This is a genomic window from Saprospira grandis (assembly GCF_027594745.1).
GTDB lineage: Bacteria > Bacteroidota > Bacteroidia > Chitinophagales > Saprospiraceae > Saprospira > Saprospira grandis.
In genome coordinates this window covers 4,130,593-4,153,627 of record NZ_CP110854.1, presented here as the reverse complement: position 1 = coordinate 4,153,627, position 23,035 = coordinate 4,130,593, and the positions used below count along the sequence as shown (strand labels likewise).

The window sequence follows — 23,035 nt, the reverse complement described above, 5'->3', positions numbered from 1 at the left end:
GTGGCCGTCAGGCCAGACCGAGCCAGCTTGCTGGCGAAGGGCCGAGCAGACCTGCGAGCCCCAAAGCGTAGCGCCTGCCGCAGGCAGGAGGCCCCAAAACAGCCACCTCAAAACATATTTTAAATAACTTATTCGTTCTAGCTCTTTTTTTTTGCGAACTTTGCGCCGAACACATATTAAAAATAGAGCATGATGGATTTTGCGGCGCGCAAGCAAGCGCTAATCGATTTGGGGCAATTGTTGGCCTCTGAATATGGGCAGGGAGAAATGCGGAAACATTTCCCGCTGGCTTATCGACAAAATGGTTGGTTTCGGGCAGAGGATAGCCAAAAAGCCTTGGATGCCCTGATCAATAACTATTTGGCCGAGGAGGAGCTCAATGCCTTTTTGGCCAATTATCAGCCAGAAGATTACCCCATTAGTAAGCGAGTAGGGCTGGTGCTGGCCGGCAATATTCCCATGGTGGGCATCAAAGATATTTTGCTCTGCTTTTTGGCGGGACATAAGGCCCTCATTAAGTATTCTTCTAAGGATGCCGTGCTGATTCCCGCCCTCTTGGCCCTCTGGAAACAGCAGCAGCCCGCTATTGCACCCTATTTTGAGGTGGTGGACCAACTCAAGAATTTTGATGCCGTAATTGCTACCGGCAGCGATAATTCGGCCCGCTATTTTGAACATTATTTTAGCAAAAAGCCGCACATTATCCGCAAAAACCGTAAATCTGTAGCGGTTTTATCTGGAGAGGAAAGCGAGGAGGAAATCCTGGCCCTAGGTCGCGATATCTTTGATTATTTTGGCCTGGGCTGCCGCTCTGTCGCCAAAATTTATCTGCCCAAAGACTTCAATTTTGAACTCTTTATGCAAAGATTGGAGGCCTTTACGCCCCTAGAACATCATAGCAAATACCGCAATAATTACGACTATAACCGCTCTTTGTACTTGCTCAATGGCCAAGAACATTATGTCAATGCGGTCCTTGCGCTTTTGCCCTTGCCGGCCCTCGAATCTAGAATCGCTAGCCTGCATTATGAGGCCTATAACGATCTGGAAGAGCTAGAACAACTGCTCGCCAAGGATTGGGACAAGATTCAGGTTGTAGTCAATCAAAGACTCACACTAGCACGGCCAAGCGTAAAATTTGGGCAGGCTCAACAGCCCAAATGGACCAATTTTGCCGACGGAAAAGATACTCTAGCCTTTTTGCTAGACCTATAATTTTATTTGATAAAAAGGTCCCTTGACTGTTTCTCAAAAGGGCCAAAAAGGAGATGCAATATGCTTGTATACCTCAGTAGAAAAGAAAGTTTTAATGCCGCTCACCAACTTTGGGTGCCCAGCTGGAGCGATGAGAAAAATTTTGAAATCTTCGGAAAATGCGCCAACAAAAACTTTCATGGCCATAATTATGAGCTTTGGGTTACCCTCAAGGGAAAACCCGATCCCGTTACCGGATTTCTCATGGATGCCAAGGTGCTGGCCAAACTTATGCGCGAAAAAGTAACCGATATTCTGGACCACTCCAATATGAATATGGACCCCAATTTTCTGCCCGAAGGCGTGCTGCCCACTACCGAAAATCTAGTCTATTATATCTGGCAAGAGTTGGCGCCCTTCCTGCCCGATAATTGCCAATTGCATTGCGTGAAATTACAAGAAACACCCAAAATTTATTGCGAGTACTTCGGAGAGTAAACCGCTTTAAATCAGTATTATATAACCAGTTTGTCTGTAAAGATGAGCTGGTTTTTTTGTTTTTGGGGCCTCCGTCTCCCTGCGGTCGTCGGCGCTGCGTTTCGGGGCTCGCAGGTCTGCTCGGCCCTGCGCCGCTTTCAGCGGCTCGGTCTGGCCTTCGGCCACCCCTACACATCGCTAGGCCGCACATCATTTTTTCTTGCTTTATGGCAGTCGGCTTCGGCCCTCTTTGAAAAAAAAGAAAATCTTTAGTCGTAACCTTTGGACCAAAAAGAGATTAAGTAAACAGCTGCGCAGCTCAACCCTCTTTTCCAAAACAAAATTCTAAGCCATTATGAGAAATATCCTTTTTGTTCTCCTAGCCAGCCTGAGTTTCTCCGCTTTTGCTCAAAATTTTGAGCAATCTGTTTACTTTGAATCAGGCCAAGCTCAACTGACGAAAAAAGCAAAAGCAAAATTAGAACAGCTCTTGGCCCAAAGCCAAGAATATCCCGACCTTGTTTTGGACCTCAAAGGCTTTTGCGATGAAGCCGGTAGCCTGAGCTATAATGAAGATCTGGCCCGAAGAAGAGCCCAAGCTGTGGCCCAATATCTAGAAGCAAAAGGCTTGGAAACCGCTAGCTTTTCGCTAACGGCAAAGGGAGAACTCTCAGAAGGCGATTGGGCCGAAAACCGAAGAGTAGAGGTCCGTTTGCAGGTCTTCCAACCCAAAAACTGGGAAGAGTTCTATAGCTTTATGGACCAGCGCATGAAACAGGAGTTTTGGATCAACCCCAATAGAGATACCCTGATCTTTGGGGCCAATGGCAGCCAGTTGTTTATTCCCGCAGGCAGCTTTGTTCGGGCCAATGGCCAAGCCCTCAGCGATGATAAAGTGAAAATAGAACTGCGAGAAGCCCTCAGCCTTAACGATATGTGGATGCAGAATCTACAAACTGTGGCCCCCGGCCATGAACTGATCGAAACTGGCGGCATGGTCAATATTCAGGCCCAAGATCTGAATAATGAGGCGCTACAACTGGCCCCCAAAGCCAGCCTCAACCTTCGCCTTCCCTCCGATGAACCCCTAAACGAAGGGATGCAGGTCTTTTATGCCGATCGAGATATTAGCCAAACCACAGAAGATATTGTCTGGGAAGCCTCTGGGACCAAAGTCAAGAGCTTTAACTTTGAGAAAGATCCCCCCACTTTTAAATTTAATTTGCTAGACCTAGACTCTATTCGCATTATTGCCGCCCCGCCCATGCCTAAAATTGAGCATCTTTTGGCTATGCCCAAAAAGCCCGGCGCCCTAGCTCCCCTAGAATATATGGAGCTGCCTGTAGTGGATGAAAAGACCATCCGTAGCGAAAACCCCAAGAAACGCTTTGAAAGCGACAAAAAATATGAGGCTCGCATTGCGGGTTTAGTGAAAAAGGCGGAAAATTACCGACTACGCATTGAGAAAATCAATGCAGGTAGAGCCAAAAGCTATGCAGCGGCCCAAAAACGCCAGGAGCAGGCCTTTGCCCAATATGAAATTAACTTGGCCGCTTACTGGGCCCAGCAAGATAGCCTCGACCTCTTAGTCGATTTGGCCAAAAACAATGAAGCTGACATTAACCAATGGATGCTCGACTTTAAATGGTCGGCCGCATTTAGCGAAAGCCTAGTCGGCCTAATTGGCAATACTAAGCAGCTACAACGCTACCAAGCTTACCTAAAGGAAGAATGCCAGCAACTGGGCTTTGAGGAAGAGATGCAAACCCTTTTGGAAATTGAAGCAGCAGCCAAACAACCCGCTATCTTTTTGCAATTGGCTACATCGCTAAAGAAGTGTATTCGGACCAATTATACCTTTAATCGCAACCATAAACTCAATGAGTTGCGCGACAAACTAATGCGAGATCTTCGTGCTATCCAAACTAGAGAGGAGACAGGGGTGCAAAGAAGATTGGCCCTAAGTACTAGCGAAACCCTAAATGGCGTCTACCGACATGCGCATTTGCTCAATAAAATGATTGCCAACTATAATGAGGTCCTTTCACTGACTGGCTTTAATAAACAAGCCGAAGAGCTGCAGCAGTTTGTGGACCAACTAGACAAAATCTACCAGAAAGTCATTGCCGCAAAAATAGAAAGAGGGCAGATCTCTCCCGACTTTCAGCGCCGATATGTTGTCAATAGTATGCAGATTAACCGCTTAGGCTGGATTAACTGCGACCGTTTCCTAGACCTAAAGGAAGAAGAGAAAATGCTGGCCCAAATTAAGGTGGAGCAAGGACCTAAATTAAGAGCTGATGAGCGACTAAGTACTACCTTTAGCAAAACTCGTGGAGTGATGCAGATGTATTATAATAAAGAAACAAAAAGCTATCAAACGCCTGGAGAGGTAGACCGCAGCCAAAAAATGAAGATTACCGCTTTGCGTTTTAAAGAAAATGGTGGTCTAGAACTGGCCCAGCTGAGTACTTTTCCGGATGATTTGGCCCAGAAAAAACTGAATTATCGGCCCATTAGCTTCTCTGAACTCCGACAGCTAAAGCCTTAATAAATTAGCCTTCACTAGCTATTTTAAGCCCTCTACGGAGGGCTTTTTTATGGCCTCATCTCAACTTTTTCCTATTTCTAGCCTTTAATAGATGTATCTACAAGAATTAAAAATAGTGATGAAGAAGATGAAATTTTATCCCTTGCCGCAAGCTGGTCCTTGGCCTGCGCAAGATCCCTTTATATTTTGTGCTTATCATGAAGACGACTATCCAAAAGGGGAGGCCAATTTGGGGCCGGCAAAGACTAGCCTAAGAGGGCGACAAATGGGCAGCGATTTTAATCCCGCCGCCAATTGGCGGATGTATCATGGCCAAGAGATTCCGGGTTTCCCCTATCATCCTCATCGGGGATTTGAGACCTTAACAATTGTTGAAAAGGGCTGGGTGGACCATACCGACTCTCATGGAGGGGCGGGTCGATATAGCGCTGGCGATCTACAATGGCTAACGGCAGGTCGTGGACTTTTGCACTCAGAAATGTTTCCTTTAGTTGAGCAAGAAAAAGAGAACCCTTTACGCTTATTTCAGATTTGGCTCAATTTGCCGAGCAAGCAAAAGATGGTAGACCCGCAGTATAAAATGTTTTGGTCGCATCAGTTGGTAGAAAAAGAAGAGCAGGGGGCTCGTTTTCGGCTTTGGGCGGGGCAGTTTGGGCCTCATAAAGCGCCAGAGCCGCCAGCGGCTTCTTGGGCCAGCCAAAAGTCTAGGGACTTTATGGTCCTAAGAATAGATTTGGAGGCTGGAGCTAAATTTACAATCCCCAAAGCGAGCTCTACAGAAAGTTGGGGCCGCTTATACCTCTATGAGGGAGGCGACATTCAGGCAAATGGACAAAAAATGCCCCTTCGACATTATATGAGTTGGTTGGCCCAAGAAGAGTTGGAGTTGGTGGCTGGCCCTGGGGGGGCCAAACTCTTATATTTGCAAGCGCCTCCTATAGAGGAGCCTGTCTGGCAAAGAGGACCTTTTGTGATGGACTCTGCAGAGCGTCTGCAAGAAGCCTTTAAAGATTATAGAGCCGGGAAGTTTGGAAAATGGCCTTGGCCCGAAGACGAACATCATTTTGGTCCAAAAAAAGAACGCTTTGCCCGTCATGCCGACGGCAGAGAAGAACGATTGGACTAAGCTTATACTAGAATGTATTATGAGCCGATGGTTGAAACTATCGGCTCATTTCATGAGGGTTTTAACCCTCATTCATAGATCATTGCGAAGCAATACCATTGTTGTATGGCTGTGGGTTTCAACCCACAGATATATATCCATCCTACAGGCCCGAAGGGCCGCAGGCAAAGGCCAAATGAAAGCCCTGCCACTTCTATCCTTTGCTTTAATTTCTTGCTATTCTGCGTTATTTTTCTCAGCCATAGCTAGGGCTATGCCTTTAAAAAATGCCTTGACTAGCCTGAAATTTTTATCAAAGGATGGCCGAAGCGCAGAACTTCCATTCGGCCTAGGGGCCTGAAAGGGGGCCGCCTAGCGGCAGACCAAGGGCGAAGCCCGCAGGGCCGAGCAGACCTGCGAGCCCTGCAAGGGCCCGGCCGCCGAAGGCGGCAGGCCCCAAAAAAACAGTAATTTAATCGCCATCATCAGTATTATCGGCATAAGTGATATTGATGCAAAGGACGGCGGGCAGATCTGTTTTGAGGTAGACCACTTGGTTTTGGGCCTGAGCATAAGCGCTTTTGCAGGCCTCAAAATTGTTGCGAATATTGTCGGCTAGGCTTTGCCCATTTAGCGCATCGAGGGCGCTGCTGGCCGCATCAAACTGTTCATTGATGAGTTGGCTGATTGGGCGGCCATCTTTTTGAACTGTCGTAGCATCCAGATAATCATCTAGTCCTTGGCCATTGCCACCATTAAAAAGGGCCTGACTGGCGTTTAGGGTCGTTTGGGCCAAAATAAGCGATTGGCCGCTATAGTAGGCCTCGGTTTTTTCGGGTGCTGCAATATAGCTGACCTTGGCGCCTACGGGCGTTCCCAACTTATTATTTTTGAACAGCTCGTAATTTTGGTTGAGTTGGTTGACCAAAAGGCTGAGGGGGCTGCCCACGGCTAGGCCTTCGGTGGTTTTAAAGCTATTGGCATAGGCGCTCCAGCCATCTTGGGTCCAATCTACTTTTTGCTTGATTTGCTGGCAAACAGCCTTGAGGTAATTTTGTCGGGCGGTATCGGCAAACTCATTTAGAATTTGGGTCTCGCTATCGTGATGCAGCAGATAATCGAGAGCGGGAAAGCCGCGGGTATAGGCAAAAGAATCAATTTCGAGGTTGTAAGTTTGGCTGCTAATCGCATACTCTAGGCGGCTTGTAAAAACCGGATAATTATTGAGGCTACTGCGCAATTGGTAATCTGCGGCGGGACCAAACTCATAGATTTTGGCGCTTTGAAAAGCGATATTGGCCGACAGCCAACTGCTTTTGAGGGCCTGAAGTTTGCTGGCATCGGGCTGGGCACAAAAAGCATTTACCGCATCATTTAGGCTGTCTACCTTAGTTTGTAGATTGTTATAGGCGGGCGAAATAAAATTATCGGCTACATTTTCGAGCAGGGCCAATTGGTCAAATTCTACAGCACAGGGGTCTTCGGTTTCTGAGCCACAGCTAAAGAGGCTAAAGAGCAGGGCGGCCAGACATAAACCGCCTTGGTAGTAGTTGAAATTGAGCATAAATGGATGGTTGTGAATTGCTGAAAATATAAAAACTGCCCAGCGCCGAAGCGCCAAGCAGTCAAGAGAATGAACAAAAAACTACTCTTAAAGTTGGTCCTGAACGCTAGCTAAGGCCGGAAAAGCATTGACCAAAGCGGTCTTTGCAGCCTGAAGCTTAGCGCTTGTACTGTTATATAGATTGGCTTGTAGTGGGTCGGCATGATTACCAACTTGAACCAAAATAGCATCTACATCAGCAGTGCTAAGCGTTTGCTGTCCGCCAAACTTGAGGCCATAAACAAAGGCATAAGCTTCTGATAGGGCATGATGAGCGGCGGCGGCATCATCGCTAAGGTTAGCGATTCCCTTATTGATATAATGTAGGGCAGAGCCGGCCAAAACCAGTTCCCATTGTTCGCGAGCGATAGCAATTTGGGCGTCGCGTTCGTCTAGATCTTGGGCAGAAATAGCGGCACGGCCCTTAATCAAGGCATTCATCAAGTTGGTTCCTGTGCTTAGGTAAGTTTCGCGGCTACCGTCGGCATATTTGCCCCAAAAGCGGATGCCAGTTGTATTGCTAGGGTAGTCGGTAGGCACCCCAAAATAGCCAAAGGCCTCATCCCAATGGTGTTCCATTTCGGTCCCTTCGCCTTCTACTACAGTTTCATTGTCCACATCCATTTTTCCGCTACCCATATAAACGGCCGTGGCTTGATAGTAGAAACAAGCGCCCATAATTCCTTTTTCGATCACTTGAGCCAGCTCCAAACCGTTGGCATTGAGCAAATAAGACTTTGTGCCATCATTGGTCTGCATAATCCCGGCCTGTCCGTTGCTAGCCGTGCTATCGGTATACAGACTAGCTGCGGCAAGCGCATCCATAAGATCTTCCATAAGCGTTTGTTCTGTAGAAACCGTCTTGCTTTTAAGCTGCTTGCTGCTTGCATTGAGATCTGCATCAGCAAAGGGATCATTTTGGTTGGCAAACATATCCTTCATGCTGTTGGCATCCAAGGCATTTGCGCTCACAGCACTAGCCGATTTGGCATAAGCGGCTAGTTCGCCCAACATATTGAGGCGGTCTGTTTGTCCGCTATAACTAACGTTCTCAAAGCTGTAAGTTTCGGGCACATCATAGCTGTCATCGTCTTTTTTACAAGAGCTAAGACCGAGGCCAAAAACGGCCAAAATAAGTAGGGCTTTTTGTAAGCTCGCTAAATTCATAAGAGGTTATATTTTTATGGTAAGAATAACTTAACAGCTGCAAATTTATGCTTATCTAAACTAATTCCAAATAAAAATAAGCTTTTTTTAGATGGATGTAGGGGCCCGCGGCCAGCAAGCTGGCCGCCGCTATGCTGCGGGGCTCGCTGTTCGCTCGGCCCTTCGTTTTTTCGCTTTGCTCAAAAAAACTCGGTCTGGCCTTCGGCCCCCCCTCCGCAGCGCTGGGCCGCTCATCGGTCTTTTTTCTTTTGGCTATTTTCTTTGGCGGCTGGGTTGTTTGGGCCCATGGGCTGAAGCCCATATCATTGTGCATGGGGCTGATCCTCTCAAAGAGTTACTTTAGTTAGAGCGTTATTTTTTTGAAAAAGCTTTAGCTTTAGGGGCCGGGGAGAAATTGGGCTTCTTCAAACATTTGAACTAGAAATAAATTTATGCCGATTAAAATTGATCTACCTTATATGCTCAGAGTTAGCATTGCTGTTTTTGGGGTTATTTCTTTTTTGCTTGCCTGTTCGAGTAAAGAGGAGAAGAAATTTAGGAGCAAAGGAGACCCTGCTTGTGATTTTTGTATGTCCAAAGTTTATGAGGCTATTGATGAACCTTGTAGAAACCATTTAGATAGTCAGGTGTATAGAATAACGTATATACCGGCAAAAGATAGTGGTTTGGGAGCGCTTGTTCATTTAATTCGATTAGTAGAGCTGGATACCACAGATGAGGTTAAGCTGATCGAGAAGAAAATTGAGTTTCGTTATTGGCCAGAATGTTATGATGAATTTAGGTATTATGAGGTGGTAAAAAACGTGCTTAAGAAAAAGAATATAGCTTCTTTGTATCGTCCATTGATTGGACAGCTCAAACAGGATCCCAAGACGATAACCCTTGGTGAAGCTTGTTTTATTCTAGAGGGCTTTGGGGCTGAAGATGTCTTTGTGGGCGCGGAGCAAAACCCTAATAAATTTAATGAATTATTAAGGCTCAGAGATACTTTGAGTTGGAGTATTTTAAATACGTTTTAGTGGGAAGCAGTTTGTTTTTTGGCCCTATGTTCTAAAGGATATATAAAGTGAGATGTATAGCAAGTATAGGTAGTTTTTTACTGATTACTTGTTTAAGTATTCAGGTCGTTTTAGGGCAAAAAAAGAAATGCTTTTTTTATAAAAAGCATAATTCTGTTATTAACTTAATGTTTGTAAAGGATAAATATTATTATATTGCTAAAGCTGGTCCATTGATAAAGAAATCTTCTGGTAAGATAATAGGGGATGGATTAAGAAGTTATATAGATTCAACTAACCTATTTTTGAAAATAGAGAAGGTAGGAGTGGCTAAAGGAACTGTTTTAGATGTCGAGTTAGCTGATTTTGGTGATTTAAGTGGTAATTGTGGGTACCTTAAAATAGGCTTAGCTAGTGGAGAGGTCGATACTGTTATTTTTATGTCTCTAATCGGAGAGTCAGATTTTGATAAAGTAAATGATCGTATATATAGATATACTTCAGATGAAGAAATACAAAATATTGAAGGATTTTCATTACTAGGAAAAGGACACTATAGCGTTAAGTTGTTTTATCCTCTATTTGGGACATATTTACCGATGTATCCAGAGACATATAGCGTTCGGTTTTATAGAAAAAAAATAGACTTGATACAGATTGCTGGTCGAACTACCAGACTTAAAAGGTGTAAATGCAAAAAAGGTATTGAAGAATATCAGAAATCTATAGATTTGATTATGAATTCTGAGGAAGCAAATTAAAATACATTTTTAAGTAAGAGGCAAGGCGAGCCCTTTAAAGAGTTTAATAATGAGGCTGAATAAGTATTTACTATTGTTCCTTGTTAGTCCCTCAACTTTTTCTTGGGAGCTTAGAGGGGCGAAAGGGGTTTTTGGTCCTTAGAATCAAAAAAAGCGAACAAGGACTTTAGTCCGTCAGTTCGCTCAAGTCAGCAACCCTGGGCTTCAGCCCAGGGCGCTAAGCATAGCGGCTGTTGACTAAGCTTAAATATTCTAGCAGCTCGCCTTTTCTGCCATGGGCTGAAGCCCATGGTTGTGGGGCTATGCAAACTGGCGGGCTAAAGCCCTTGTTTGCTGTAAAAATGGAAAAGGTTCGCTCCAAGAAAAACAACAACCGTCCAACCACAACGGCAAAGAAAAATCCCCTCGAAGGAGGGGATGGCGATTTTTTAGCTAGAAACTCCAGCTTAAATGAAGGGACTTTCTGTTTAAGTGTTGGGGAGATACAACAGCCGTTCAAAATTATGGAAATCCACAAAAATATTTCAAGATACTTAATCCTTGGTGTTTTAGTTTTATTATTCACTAATTGTAGTGAATCGAATTTTATAGAAAATAAGTTTAATGTAATGAAATTTTCTGTAGAGTATAGAAGTGATACCACTGCAGAATTAAACTTTAGCGTAGACTATTTCAGTGACTCCACTGTCTCAAATTACTATTCGTCATCAATAGAAAAAGGGCAAGATGGAACTGATTATGTCACATTATTATTTGTGTTAGACTCTACTGACAATAATAGTCTTTCTAATAGTGAGTTAGAAAGAAAGCTGAATGTTGTAACAAAAAGAATTAACAATCAAGAAAAATTATTTTCTGGCGAATTTATAACTAGATCTCATAAGATAAAACTTGCTCAGAACCTAGATTTATCTAAAGTTTATCTATTACTAATAGATGGTAAAAATAATAAAATAGACACATTATACAATGGTCAATAAGGAGTTCCTCCATACTAGGAACAGCTACCATTAGTCTCTGATGTTCTTTGTTAGTCCCTCAACTTTTTCTTGGGAGTTTTGGAAAAAGGAGAGATAAAGAAAGCGGCTTTTAGCGGCCGGGCGGTTTTGGGCCATGGGCTGAAGCCTATGCTTGTGGGGCTATGCAAACTGGCGGGCTAAAGCCCTTGTTTGCTGTATATTAGAACTCATTATGGGCCGATGGTTTTAACCTTCGGTCATGGCGGCTTTGCCGCCTGCCAATCATCGCCTAGGGACAAGCCCCTAGGCTAATCCAATGGAGTCAGCCCTAAAGGGCCTCAAATTATGATCTACGTCTTTGCTCAATTGTTATTGTAAAGAAGGACCATATCCAAAGGCCCTCTTTAGAGGGCTGTCCGTAATAGCTAGCTTGGGGCTTGTCCCTAGGCAGCAAAAAGGATGGACAAAAAATGTTTAACGCACTCTTTCTCTAGTCTCTAATGTTCTTCATTAGTCCCTCAACTTTTTCTTAGTAGTTTTGAGGGAGCGAAAGGGATTTTTGTGGCTGGGCAGTTTTGGGCCCATGGGCTGAAGCCTATGCTTGTGGGGCTATGCAAACTGGCGGGCTAAAGCCCTTGTTTGCTATAAATGATATGGGCCGAAGGTTTTAACCTTCGGTTATGGCGGCTCTGCCGTTACCTGCAGCCTAAAGGCCGCAGCCATTTTTGTTGGGCCATCATTTTGCTCGCCGCAGGAGCTTAAAAGCCCCTGCTTTGTTTATGGAAAGGGAATATTTGGTTTTCAGGTCCTGCGGCTTTTAAGCTGCAGGCCAATTATTGCTGAGGAGCGAGCTCTGTTGTACCTAAATTGGCTGCTGGTTTCAACCTGCAGCCACAGCTAGCAGGCGGCGAAGCCGCCGCAGGCCTAGGGGCCTGAAAGGGGGCCGCCTAGCGGCAGACCAAGGGCGAAGCCCGCAGGGCCGAGCAGACCTGCGAGCCCTGAAAGGGCCCGGCCGCCGCAGGCGGCAGGCCCCAAAAAAATAACCCCTCATCCAAAAAAAGATGAGGAGTTATCAATAGGGGAATAGCAAAGGGATCAACTTAAACGATGGCTGTGCCGCCTTCTTGGATAGCCAAGCGGAGGGCATCTCGCATGCTGCCCGTGGTCCGAATTTCATCAATGGCAATGCCCAGCTCGACAATGGTTTGGGCGATGGGACCAGAAACGCCAGAAATCATGCATTCACTGCCCATCAAGCGAGCAGCCTTGGTCATCTTAATGAGGTGATTGGCGACGGCAGTATCCACAATAGCCACCCCACTGATGTCTAAAATGAAAAATTTAGCCTGACTCTTGGCAATTTCTTCAAGCATGGCCTCCATAACATCTTTGGCCCGTTTAGAATCAATAAAGCCCACCAAAGGCAAGAGTAAAATCCCCTGCCAAATTTGAGCAATAGGAGTCGATAACTGCTTGAGGGCCTCATTTTGCTCCTCTAAATCGTTAATTGCTTTTTGTCGATAAACTTCGGAGACAATGCTGAGGTCTATCTGGGCAAAGCCCTTTAGGGCCCGGACCAATTCGGGAGTGGGCGTATTGTATTTCATGAAAACCTGAAAAATGAGCTCATGAAATTTAGCAATCATGGCCGTAAAAGCTTCTAGACTAACGCCAGAACGCAAAAACAACCAGCGGGCCTCTGTTTGGCGTTCTACATAATCATCATTAAAAGAACCTGAAGCCATATCTTTCCAAATCTCAGATTTTCCGCTCCGAGTCATTTCTACCATCTGTTGGGTAAAAGAATTGCTGTAGGGGCCTTCTTCCATCCAAGCAATGATTTCCCTAAAGGTCCAATCCACCCCTTCCTGATCAATATTTTTACTGGCCGAATTGATCAGCTGGCTTTCTTCCTCGCTATAAAAAAATAGCTGCCTGTATAAGGCGGCAGAGTAGGTCTTTCGTTTTTCCATGCTATTGACTATTGTATTTCAAAAATGCCTTATAATCTAAGCATTAAAAAGAGGATTTTGCAGCAATTTAGAATTTAATTTTGCCTTAATTAAGTTTAACTAAATGCTGTTTTTTAGTTTTTATGTCACAATTTATTACTTATTATTTTTTTTACTGCATCTGCGGTCTGTTAGCTTTTTTGCATAAGCCTGAATCGGCTAGAGAGAAGTCCGCTAAAAAAAAAGCGCTACTTATTCGGCTTTTTCTACTAGTTCCTTAACTTACTGAGGAAGATGAATTCTTTGTTTTACCAAAATTAGTTATGCAGCCAAAAACGTCTACTCATAAATTTTCTGTAAAAGAACGCGCCCGTTATTTATTAACTACTCATGATAAAACCTACGACCTTTTAGTGGTTGGTGGTGGGGCCACTGGGGCGGGTATTGCCCTAGATGCCGCTAGCCGAGGACTCTCGGTGGTATTGGTCGAAAAAAACGATTTTGCTTGGGGAACCAGCAGTCGCTCGACAAAACTTATTCATGGTGGTTTGCGCTATCTTAAGCAATTGGAGTTGGGCTTGGTCCGTGAAGTGGGCCTAGAACGGGCCATTGTACATCATAATGCCCGTCATATTGTTCGGCCCGAAAAAATGCTCCTTCCTATTATAGAAGAGGGCTCTCTGGGAAAATGGTCGAGCTCTTTGGCGCTTTGGGTGTATGACCGCCTGGCCAAAGTGAATAAAACAGAGGCCCGCCAAATGCTGAGCAAAGAGGAAACCCTAGCAGCAGAACCCCTTTTGCCCCAAGATATTGTTAAGGCTGGAGCCATGTATTACGAATATCGTACAGATGATGCCCGCCTGACCATTGAGCTAATCAAAACGGCCGTAGAACAGGGCGCTTTGGCCCTCAATCATAGCGAAATGCTCAACTTTAGCTATGATGAAAATGGACAAGTCACAGGAGCAGCTATTCGCGATTATATCTTGGAGGAAGAGTATGAACTCAAGGCCAAACATGTAGTGAATGCTACAGGCCCTTGGGTGGATGAACTCCGCGCCAAAGATGCCGATGGGGTAGAAGGCAAACGCCTACATTTATCAAAAGGGGTGCATCTGGTGGTCGATCGGCAGCGCCTGCCCATCCAACAGGCCGTCTATTTTGATGTGCGCCAAGATGGCCGAATGATTTTTGCCATTCCTAGAGAGAACTGTACTTATATCGGTACCACCGATACCGATTATAAAGGAGCCATTGATAGCCCCCGCAGCGAACAAGCCGATGTGGATTATATTTTGGCCGCCTGTAAGGAAATGTTTCCCGAACATCCCCTAACGGAAGATGATATCGACTCTTCTTGGGCGGGTTTGCGGCCCCTGATTCATGAAGATGGTAAGTCGGCCTCGGAGCTGTCTAGAAAAGATGAGATTTTTTATGCCTCTTCTGGCCTTATTTCTATTGCCGGTGGAAAACTAACGGGCTACCGCAAAATGGCCGAAAGAGTGGTGGACCAAATTGTGAAGCGCCTAGGAATCGAAGCCAGCTGCCAAACCGAAAACTTGGTCTTGAGCGGAGGCGATTTTGCCAGCGAAGAAGAGTTTGACCGCTTTATTCAGTTGAGGGTGGGAGAGGCCAAGCAGATTTCGGCCAGCCCAGAGCAAATTGGTCGCTTGGCTAGACGCTATGGGGCCAATCTGGACCTTATCCTAGAAAATGCCTTTGCCCTTTATGCCGAGGTCCAAAATCCAGCCGATCGCCTGCTCTTTGCCGAGTTGCAATATGCCCTAGAATACGAAAGTGTAGGCAGTTTGGCCGATTTCTTTATCCGCAGAACAGGCAAGCTCTATTTCGAACGGGCCGCTATTATTGCCGAATACCCCAAAGTGATGCAGCGCATGCTCAAATACTTTAATTGGGGCCCCTCAGAGTTGCAATTGCAAATGCAAGAGCTACAACAAGCTTATATGCAAGCCGTAGATTTTGCCTAACTATAAAAGTTTTTGGTCCTATTGGCCTAGCGATGTGGAGCAGTGGCCGCAGGCCAGACCGAGCCGCTGAAGGCGGCGAAGGGCCGAGCAGGCTTGCGAGCTGCGAAACGACAACAAGGTCTTTAGACCGCAGTTCGACGACCGAAGGGAGGCGGAGGCCCCAAAAAAACAAAAAAATAATCCTATGAAAATACCATTCTTAAGTAAGCAACCCAAGCATTTTTTTAAGCCAGAAGAGGAAGACCAATTGATTGCGGCCATCCGAGAGGCAGAAGCTAAAAGCTCTGGGGAAATTCGAGTACATGTAGAGCCCAAATTTAAGGGAGAAGATGCTTTTGCCCGTGCTCTAGTCTGTTTTAAGGAACTAGAAATGCAAAAAACCAAGCAGCAAAATGGGGTCTTGTTTTATCTGGCCTATGAGCAGCACAAATTTGCCATTGTGGCCGATCAGGGCATCAATGCGGTGGTCCCCGCTAATTTCTGGGATGAAATTCGGGATAATTTGCATACGGCTTTTCAGAAAAAGCAATTTTTAGAAGGCCTCAAGGCTGCCATTTTACAAACTGGCGAGCAACTCAAGGCCCATTTTCCACATGCTGGAGATGACGATCAGAACGAATTGCCTGATGAAATTTCTAAGGCTTAGTCTTCTTTTTCTTGCAGGGCCTTTAGGGCTTTTCTAAGTGCATTGACCTCTTTTTGGAGGCGGGGCAACTGCTTGAAGACCGCCTGAGAGCGCAAGAAATCATTATAAGGGAGAGCCGGGGAGCCAAAGAGCGCCTGGTTCTCTTTTTTTACGCTCTTGTTGATCCCACTTTGGGCCTGAATTTTTGTGCCCTTGGCCAATTGGATGTGGCCAACTAGCCCCACCTGTCCACCAATAAGGCAGTTTTCGCCCACCTTGGTGCTGCCCGCAATGCCCGCCTGAGCAGCTACGGCAGTATGCTGCCCAATCTCTACATTATGAGCAATTTGGATGAGGTTGTCGAGCTTTACGCCCTGCTTAATTAGGGTTTGGCCCATGGTGGCACGGTCAATAACCGTATTGGCCCCCACTTCTACCTGATCTTCTAGAATGACAATCCCCAGTTGTGGAATCTTCTCATAGCTGCCATCGGACTGAGGCGCAAAGCCAAAGCCATCGGAACCAATCACGGAGTTGGCATGAATGATACAGTTTTGACCAATTTGACAGCCCTTCAAAATGCGAACGCCAGGCTCAATGATACTGCCTGCGCCAATTTTTACATCTGCGCCAATATAGGCTTGCGGATAAATTTTTGCGCCCGCCTCAATGACCGCATTGGGGCCAACATAGGCCAAAGCGCCCACTTCTGCCCCCTCTGCAACCTTGGCCGAAGGATCAATGACGGCCTGAGGCGAAATCTGCTGGGCCGCAGGAGCCTCCGCCTGGGCCGCCTGAAAATGCTGGAGCAAAAAGCTAAGGCTGGCATAAACGTCTTTTACACGCAGTAAGGTGGCCGAAACTGGCGCCTGCGGCTCAAAGTCAAGCCCCACCAAAACAATAGAGGAGGCGCAGTTATAAAGGTAAGATTCGTATTTTGGGTTGCCCAAAAAGCTAATAGCACCAGGCTCGCCCTCCTCAATTTTGGCGGGCTTATGGACCCGAACATTGGGGTCGCCTTCAATTTTAGCGTCGAGCAAATGGGCCAATTCGGCAGCAGAAACAGATTTCATTATGCAGATAGATTGAATGGTGGAAAAATGCGCCCTAATATGCAATTTTTGCCGCCAAAAAACAAAAAGAGATTTTTCAATGAGATAATCTTATCTTAGTAGATTCTATAACGTAAACTAAAATTTAGAAAAGGATGAGAAAATCACTACTTCTCTGGGCCTTTTTGGCCCTGCCTAGCTTGGCTCTTTTTGCCCAGCCCACTCTCTCTAACTCGATTTTTCCCGCAGCTGGCGATGTCTTTGAACGCTCAACTAGCCTCAGTAGTTTCGACTCCCTAGCGCTAGCCATTACCCCCGCTTCTAATCAGGCCCAAACTTGGAATTTTACCTCTTTGCGGACCGAAACCTTTAGCCGCGATAGTGTAGAAGCCGCCAACCGCCCCGATTTTCCCACCGCCGATATTCAACAGCCCTTTTTTGGCCAAGCTCAGGTGTTTATTGATATCAGTAGCACAAAAATGGAGTATGTAGCCGGCGCGCTGGGCTTTGGTACAATCGCCTTTTCAGGCCTGTTTAATGACCCCCTAGAGATTCAACGTGCCCCCCTCAATTATGGAGACAGCTATACCGATAGCTACCAAATGCTCATTTCAGAACATATTGATAGCGTGCCCGGCCTGCGCCCCTTTATCGATTCTATGAATTTACCCATCGATCCCGATTCGATCCGCATTAACCTAGAAGGTGACTATGAGTCGGAGGTGGACGCTTTTGGCACTTGCCAATTGCCCGATAGCAGCTATACCGTTTTGCGCCAGCATACGGTCAATTACTCGGATGTGCAGATTGAAGCCTATTTTGTGACGCCTTTTGGCGCAGGTTGGCAGGATATCAGTAGCACGATTGCAGGCCAATTGCCTTTCCCGCTCACTGATACCACGGAGCAGTTTAGCTTTATTGCCGAAGAGGAGGGCATGCCCCTGGCCAGACTCACCACCAATAAGGATAATCAAGCCGTAGAAGCTGTCGAATTTAAAGGCCAAAGACAGGTCGGAACAGCGGTGCAAAGCTTGAGCGTGCAGGAGTTTCGCCTCTATCCTCAGCCCGCCAAAAATGACGTTTATCTAGAGCTCGAGCTTTTGCAGGCGCCCTACCAACTCTATAATTTGCAGGGCCAACTCCTACAAACTGGCCAATGGCAGAACGGAACGGCTATTTCGCTGGCCAATTTGCCCGCCGGCCCTTATTTGCTCCGCCTCCAAGATGAAAAAGGCCAGTTGTATCAACAGATGCTCATTAAGGGCTAGTCTCTTTTTAAGGATTTGGGGCCCGCGGCCAGCAAGCTGGCCGCCGCTACGTTGCGGGGCTCGCAAGTCTGCTCGGCCCTTCGTTTTTCTCGCTAGCGCTCCAAAAAACTCGGTCTGGCCTGCGGCCCCCCCTCCACATCGCTGGGCCGCTCATCTTTTGGTTTTTCTCTAAACGGACCGCTTCGGCCCCAAAAAGAAAGGGCGCAAAACCTAGGTTTTGCGCCCTTTTTATGCTTGTCTCAAAAGATTAAGACCAACGAATAGTTTGGCTGGCGGTGCTGCCATCATACTGTTTGCCCTTTTTGGTTTTTAGACTTAGACTGAGCATGAACTCAAAGCATTTGTCATTCCAAATCCAAGAAGGAAGCTCCTTGCAAGCATCCCACAGATTACCTTCCGCTTTTAGCACTACAATAAAGCTGTTGTTAGCAGTTAGCGAGAGCGGCATTTGGGGACTAACGGCCTTTAAGGGTATATAAACGGGATCAATTTGCATATCGGGCTCGTCATCATAGCTGTACCAGTCTTCTTGGTCTACAACACAATTAGGAACTAGCTCCTCTACTTCTACATCTCCCTCTACGGTTACTTCCGCAAAAAGATAAATGTCATCCAATTGACGATACCCAAATTCTTCATAGGGTTTTACCCATTTTACAAAGTCTTTATGCTCTGCTTCGCTCAATACACCCTTGAGCTCTTCGTCTAATCGTTGTTTTACTTCTGCCGTTAGGGCCGTGAATGCTGTAGTCACTTTCATTTTTTAGAGTTGTTTTAGCTGTAAAAAAAATAGAATTGTTCTTTGCCTGTGACAGGCGCTGCCGAATCTAAAGAATTATTTTTTGTCCCGCTGTGATTTTTTACCTTTTTAGGAACTTTTTTTTGAGGAGCTCCCAAAAGGCTTTTCAGGCCCTCATTTTTAATTGATGGCTTTTAGGTTTTAAGGAGTTCAGAAAAAAATTTATCTTTCGCCTTCAAGGACCAAGAGGTCCAGCAATTTTGATTTACAAAAAGCCAAGATGACGAAGATTAAATTTGGTACCGATGGCTGGCGCGCCATCATCGCAGATACGTACACCAACGATAACCTCAAAAGAGTAGCCCTAGCTACCGCTCAATATATTAAGGCCGAAGGTGGCCAAGCTGTAGTGCTCGGACACGATTGCCGTTTTGCAGGAAGCATGTTCGCCGATTTGGCGGCCCGCATTTTTGCCGACCAAGGCCTGAAGGTCTATTTGGCCCAAGGTTTTGTTTCTACGCCCATGGTTTCTTTAGGGGTGGTTTTGCAAAAGGCATTTATGGGCGTGGTCATCACGGCCAGCCATAATCCCCCTAGCTACAATGGCTATAAATTAAAGTCGGCTTATGGTGGGCCCAGCATTCCCGCCGAAGTGATGGAGGTAGAGGACCGCATCGCCGATGAGGTGCCTGCTACGCCCAGCACCACTCAAGCAGAATTTGTCGCTCAAGGCAAAATCGAATATATCGATCTCGAAAAGTTGTATGTGGAGCACTGCCGCAAGGCCTTTGATATCGAGGCCATCAACAATTCTTTTGTCAATTTGGCTTATGATGCCATGTATGGCGCTGGACAAAATGTGGTTCGCCAGCTGATTCCAGCGGTAACAGAATTGCATTGCGATTATAACCCTAGCTTTATGGGCCAAGCTCCAGAGCCCATCCACCGTAACCTAGGCGAGCTTTCTGCTCTTTTGGCCAAAACGCCCGAACTCAACGCAGGCCTAGCCAATGATGGCGATGCGGACCGCATCGGCATGTATGATGAGGAGGGCCGCTTTGTCGATTCGCATCAGATTTTGTTGCTCCTCATTCACTACCTACACAAATATAAAGGGCTTTCGGGCAAGGTGGTCGTGACTTTCTCGGTAACAGATAAAGTGAAAAAACTTTGCGAACTCTATAACTTAGATTGCCAAGTGACCAAAATCGGCTTTAAATATATTGCCGAAATTATGACCAAAGAGGAGGTCCTCGTTGGGGGAGAAGAATCGGGTGGAATTGCCGCTACGGGCCATATTCCCGAAAGAGACGGCATCTGGATTGGCCTCATTCTCCTGGAGTTTATGGCCAAAACAGGCAAAACGCTTAGCCAATTGATGGACGAAATCTATGAGCTAGTTGGCCCCTTTGCCTTCAACCGCGATGATCTCCACCTCAATAATGAGCTAAAATGGCAGATTGTAGAAAATTGTAAGGCGGGCAGCTATAGCCAATTTGGTCCCTACAAGATCCAAAAAGTGGAGGATATTGACGGCTTTAAGTTTTACCTACGCGATGATGCTTGGGTGATGATTCGCCCTTCTGGCACCGAGCCCGTTTTGCGGGTCTATGCCCAAGCGCCTACCGATGAGGAGGTGCGCCAAATCCTAGATGCTACCAAAGCGGCTCTTTTAGAGGGCTAAGATTTGGGGCCTCCCGCAGCCCTTTTAAGTGGGGCTGCGGGCGCTACGTTCGGCAGCTCGCTACTCGCTCGGCCCTGCGCAAAAAACAAGTTTTTGCTGGGTCTGCGGCTTTGCCGCACTGCCTACCATCGCTAGGCCATTCGGCCTTCGGCCGCCAGGGAACTATCTCTCCACTGCTAATTGCCTAAATCGCATGAATAAAAAAGCATACTTACTTTTAGCCCTGCCTTTTTTCTGGACCGCCTGCCAATCGCCTCCCACACAAGAGGTATTGGCCCAAGAAGCGGCCAAAGAAAATGCAGCTCAAGAAACGGCTTATCGCTTCAAGCAATGGAGCCGAAAAATGGAGGTTTCTACCATTGATAGTAGCAGCCAGTCTGTACAATTACAACGTCTTAGCCTGAGCCTAGATGCTTCGGCCAAGGAGGAGGTCAAAGCTATTTTGGCCCAATATGATGACAAAGAAAACCAAGCTCCTGATAGCTTGTTTCAGGAAGATGCGCCCAGTAAAAAGACCAAATTGCCCATTGAAAATGGGGCCGTTTTGATTGGGGTGCGCAACTATGAGCAAGCTTATAAGAAAATTAAGGAGTTGGCTGCTACTTATCAGGCCGAAATTCTTTCTGAGGAAGAAAAGGGCAGTGATTTGCAGCTAGAAAATACTTTGGTCCTACAACTGCCGCCCAGCAATTTCCAGATCTTTTTGGAGGAACTGCGGGAGCTGTCTGTAGTGGTTCGGGAAAAACGCATTTGGCGCCAAGATTTGGGCGGCCAATTTGTAGAGCTCGATAGCCGCTTGAAAAATAAGTACTTGGCCAAAACTCGTTTGGAGAGTTTGCTGCGGAATGCGCAGGATGCTCAGGCTATTTTGCCTATTCAAAGAGAGTTGGACCAAATTACGGAGGATATTGAGCTGCTCAAGCAGGCGGTCAACCTCATGCTAGAAAAATCGGCCCATAGCAGCATTACCCTGACCTTTTACCAGGAGGTGAACCCAGAGGAAAAGGTACAGCAGGCTGCTTTTGGCAATCGGATGGCAGAGGGAGCGCAGACGGGCTGGACCAATTTCAAGGAGTCTTTGGTGAGCATGGCTTACCTTTGGCCCTATATTCTACTGGGTCTTATCTTTTCGCTAACGGCCCTCTTTGCAGCCCGCTCTAGTCGAAAAAGAGCGCAGCAAGCCAAACTAAAAGCTTTTCAGGCGCAGCAAGCTTGGCTCATGCAGCAAAAGCAGTTGCAGCAGCCCAAGGCGCCCAAGGACAGCGAATAGGCAGCTTGTCTGCCTTTGGGCCAGCGGCCCAAAACGGCCTAGCGATGTGTAGGGGTGGCCGTCAGGCCAGACCGAGTTTTTTGAGCAAAGCGAAAAAAACGAAGGGCCGAGCAGATCTGCGAGCCCCGAAACGTAGCGCCTGCCGCAGGCAGGAGGCCCCAAAAAAACATTAAAAAATCTCTTTTGGGAAGAATTCTTCCCGACTATAAAAAATGAGCAAGATGAAGTACGATCTCACCATCATCGGATCTGGACCTGGCGGTTATGTAGCCGCCATTCGCGCTGCCCAACTGGGCCAAAAAGTGGCCATTATTGAGCGTTATTCTACTTTGGGCGGAACCTGCCTGAACGTAGGTTGTATTCCCTCAAAGGCGCTATTAGATTCTTCGGAGCATTTTCATGCGGCGGAGAAAAAATTTCAAGACCATGGCATTAACGTTTCTGGACTTTCTGTAGATTTTGAGCAGATGGTGAAGCGTAAGGATGAGGTGGTTTCGCAGACTTGTGCGGGGGTAGAGTTCTTGATGAAAAAGAACAAAATTACCGTTTATACGGGCCACGGAAGCTTTGTGAACCGCAATACAATTCAGATTGCGCCCAAGGATGGCGAAGGCGAAACGCAGACCATCGAGACCGATAAAGTGATTATTGCGACGGGTTCTAAGCCTGTTTTGCCTGCCGCTTTCAACTACGACAAGCAGCGTGTGATTAGCTCGACAGAGGCCTTGACCTTGAAAGAAGTGCCCAAGCGTTTGTTGGTGATTGGTGCTGGTGTAATTGGATTGGAATTGGGCTCTGTTTATGCTCGTTTGGGCACAGAGGTCGAGGTGATTGAGTACCAAAATGCTGTTTTGGGTGGCATGGATGCCGATTTGGGCAAAGAAATGCGCAAAGTGCTCAAGAAAGAATTGAAAATCAAGTTCCACCTCAACCATAAGGTAGAAACTGTAGAAAACCTAGGCGGGGAAGTGAAATTGGTTGCTGAATCGCGCAAAGATGGTAAAAAACTGGAGCTTCAAGCCGACTATTGTCTAGTGGCTATTGGTCGCCGTCCTTACACAGATGCTTTGGGGCTGGAAAATGTAGGCGTTGAATTGGATGAGCGTGGGCGCATCAAAATTGACAACCACATGCAAACCAATGTAGAAGGTATTTTTGCGATTGGCGATGTTGTTCGTGGGGCCATGTTGGCCCATAAAGCCGAGGAAGAAGGCGTTTATGTAGCGGAATACATCAGTGGGCAAAAGCCTCATATCAACTACAACTTGATTCCTGGTGTGGTTTACACTTGGCCTGAAGTGGCTGCAGTGGGGCAGACCGAAGAAGAATTGAAAGCAGCAAAAGTAGCTTATAAAGTGGGTAAATTCCCCTTTAAGGCCCTTGGTCGCGCTCGTGCTTCTGCCGATACCAATGGGTTTGTAAAAATCCTATCGGATAAAGAAACTGATGAGGTTTTGGGCGTGCACATGATTGGTGCTCGTTGTGCCGACCTCATTATTGAGGCCGTAGCAGCCATGGAATTCCGTGCTTCTGCCGAGGATATGTCTCGTTATAGCCATCCGCATCCCACCTTTACCGAAGCTGTGAAAGAGGCTGCCTTGGCCGCCACCGAAGACCGCGCCTTGCATAGCTAGGTCGAAAA

At 46.5% G+C, this 23,035-nt stretch carries 18 protein-coding genes; 13 read left to right on the top strand and 5 right to left on the bottom strand.

Features of this window, described 5'->3' with window-relative positions; all coding sequences use genetic code 11:
• Positions 1-189: 189 nt before the first annotated feature.
• The 4 genes from OP864_RS16305 to OP864_RS16290 all read left to right on the top strand — a co-directional run bounded on the left by OP864_RS16305 (position 190) and on the right by OP864_RS16290 (position 5,348).
• Positions 190-1,215 carry an acyl-CoA reductase gene (locus OP864_RS16305; RefSeq protein ID WP_270099211.1) on the top strand — a complete coding sequence of 342 codons (1,026 nt, stop codon included), beginning with the start codon at positions 190-192 and terminating at the stop codon, positions 1,213-1,215.
• Between the two features lie 60 nt (positions 1,216-1,275).
• A complete protein-coding gene (locus tag OP864_RS16300; protein WP_015694416.1) occupies positions 1,276-1,692 on the top strand; it encodes a 6-pyruvoyl trahydropterin synthase family protein in 417 nt (138 codons plus the stop codon).
• Positions 1,693-2,026: 334 nt separating this feature from the next.
• The gene (locus tag OP864_RS16295; RefSeq protein ID WP_270099210.1) at positions 2,027-4,222 is read left to right on the top strand and encodes an OmpA family protein; all 2,196 of its coding nucleotides are present in this window, start codon (positions 2,027-2,029) and stop codon (positions 4,220-4,222) included.
• Between the two features lie 91 nt (positions 4,223-4,313).
• The gene (locus OP864_RS16290) at positions 4,314-5,348 is read left to right on the top strand and encodes a pirin family protein (RefSeq protein ID WP_270099209.1); all 1,035 of its coding nucleotides are present in this window, start codon (positions 4,314-4,316) and stop codon (positions 5,346-5,348) included.
• Between the two features lie 451 nt (positions 5,349-5,799).
• On the opposite strand, the gene OP864_RS16285 is transcribed toward OP864_RS16290, so the two are convergent.
• Both OP864_RS16285 and OP864_RS16280 read right to left on the bottom strand, forming a co-directional pair.
• On the bottom strand, positions 5,800-6,891 hold the full coding sequence (locus OP864_RS16285; RefSeq protein ID WP_270099208.1) for an imelysin family protein: 1,092 nt from the start codon (positions 6,889-6,891) through the stop codon (positions 5,800-5,802).
• Between the two features lie 87 nt (positions 6,892-6,978).
• Positions 6,979-8,097 (bottom strand): DUF4856 domain-containing protein, encoded by a 1,119-nt coding sequence (locus OP864_RS16280; protein ID WP_270099207.1) that lies wholly within the window; start codon positions 8,095-8,097, stop codon positions 6,979-6,981.
• A gap of 431 nt (positions 8,098-8,528) precedes the next feature.
• Between OP864_RS16280 and OP864_RS16275 the strand changes: the two genes are divergently transcribed.
• The 3 genes from OP864_RS16275 to OP864_RS16265 all read left to right on the top strand — a co-directional run bounded on the left by OP864_RS16275 (position 8,529) and on the right by OP864_RS16265 (position 10,836).
• Complete coding sequence (locus OP864_RS16275; RefSeq protein WP_270099206.1) at positions 8,529-9,116, top strand: hypothetical protein; 588 nt, start codon at positions 8,529-8,531, stop codon at positions 9,114-9,116.
• Between the two features lie 167 nt (positions 9,117-9,283).
• Positions 9,284-9,856: a hypothetical protein gene (locus OP864_RS16270; protein ID WP_270099205.1), complete on the top strand. Its 573-nt coding sequence runs from the start codon at positions 9,284-9,286 to the stop codon at positions 9,854-9,856.
• A 233-nt stretch (positions 9,857-10,089) separates the two neighbouring features.
• Positions 10,090-10,836 (top strand): hypothetical protein, encoded by a 747-nt coding sequence (locus OP864_RS16265; protein WP_270099204.1) that lies wholly within the window; start codon positions 10,090-10,092, stop codon positions 10,834-10,836.
• A 1,079-nt stretch (positions 10,837-11,915) separates the two neighbouring features.
• On the opposite strand, the gene OP864_RS16260 is transcribed toward OP864_RS16265, so the two are convergent.
• A complete protein-coding gene (locus OP864_RS16260) occupies positions 11,916-12,788 on the bottom strand; it encodes an STAS domain-containing protein (RefSeq protein WP_270099203.1) in 873 nt (290 codons plus the stop codon).
• Between the two features lie 302 nt (positions 12,789-13,090).
• Between OP864_RS16260 and OP864_RS16255 the strand changes: the two genes are divergently transcribed.
• Together OP864_RS16255 and OP864_RS16250 are read left to right on the top strand one after the other, a co-directional pair.
• Positions 13,091-14,755, top strand: a complete 1,665-nt coding sequence (locus OP864_RS16255; protein ID WP_270099202.1) for a glycerol-3-phosphate dehydrogenase/oxidase — start codon at positions 13,091-13,093, stop codon at positions 14,753-14,755.
• Between the two features lie 184 nt (positions 14,756-14,939).
• Positions 14,940-15,401, top strand: a complete 462-nt coding sequence (locus OP864_RS16250) for a TPM domain-containing protein (RefSeq protein WP_002660797.1) — start codon at positions 14,940-14,942, stop codon at positions 15,399-15,401.
• Here the strand turns inward: OP864_RS16250 and lpxD are convergent.
• Positions 15,398-16,453, bottom strand: a complete 1,056-nt coding sequence (gene lpxD / locus OP864_RS16245) for a UDP-3-O-(3-hydroxymyristoyl)glucosamine N-acyltransferase (RefSeq protein WP_270099201.1) — start codon at positions 16,451-16,453, stop codon at positions 15,398-15,400. The genes OP864_RS16250 and lpxD overlap by 4 nt on opposite strands.
• Before the next feature lie 134 nt (positions 16,454-16,587).
• Between lpxD and OP864_RS16240 the strand changes: the two genes are divergently transcribed.
• Positions 16,588-17,700, top strand: coding sequence for a T9SS type A sorting domain-containing protein (locus tag OP864_RS16240; protein WP_270099200.1), 1,113 nt, complete (start codon positions 16,588-16,590; stop codon positions 17,698-17,700).
• Between the two features lie 247 nt (positions 17,701-17,947).
• Here the strand turns inward: OP864_RS16240 and OP864_RS16235 are convergent, their stop codons facing one another.
• Positions 17,948-18,460 carry a hypothetical protein gene (locus tag OP864_RS16235; RefSeq protein ID WP_270099199.1) on the bottom strand — a complete coding sequence of 171 codons (513 nt, stop codon included), beginning with the start codon at positions 18,458-18,460 and terminating at the stop codon, positions 17,948-17,950.
• A gap of 259 nt (positions 18,461-18,719) precedes the next feature.
• Between OP864_RS16235 and OP864_RS16230 the strand changes: the two genes are divergently transcribed.
• The 3 genes from OP864_RS16230 to lpdA all read left to right on the top strand — a co-directional run bounded on the left by OP864_RS16230 (position 18,720) and on the right by lpdA (position 23,027).
• A complete protein-coding gene (locus OP864_RS16230; RefSeq protein ID WP_270099198.1) occupies positions 18,720-20,123 on the top strand; it encodes a phosphoglucomutase/phosphomannomutase family protein in 1,404 nt (467 codons plus the stop codon).
• Positions 20,124-20,316: 193 nt separating this feature from the next.
• Positions 20,317-21,393, top strand: coding sequence for a DUF4349 domain-containing protein (locus OP864_RS16225; RefSeq protein WP_270099197.1), 1,077 nt, complete (start codon positions 20,317-20,319; stop codon positions 21,391-21,393).
• Between the two features lie 221 nt (positions 21,394-21,614).
• Positions 21,615-23,027 carry a dihydrolipoyl dehydrogenase gene (lpdA, locus tag OP864_RS16220; RefSeq protein WP_270099196.1) on the top strand — a complete coding sequence of 471 codons (1,413 nt, stop codon included), beginning with the start codon at positions 21,615-21,617 and terminating at the stop codon, positions 23,025-23,027.
• Positions 23,028-23,035 lie beyond the last annotated feature (8 nt).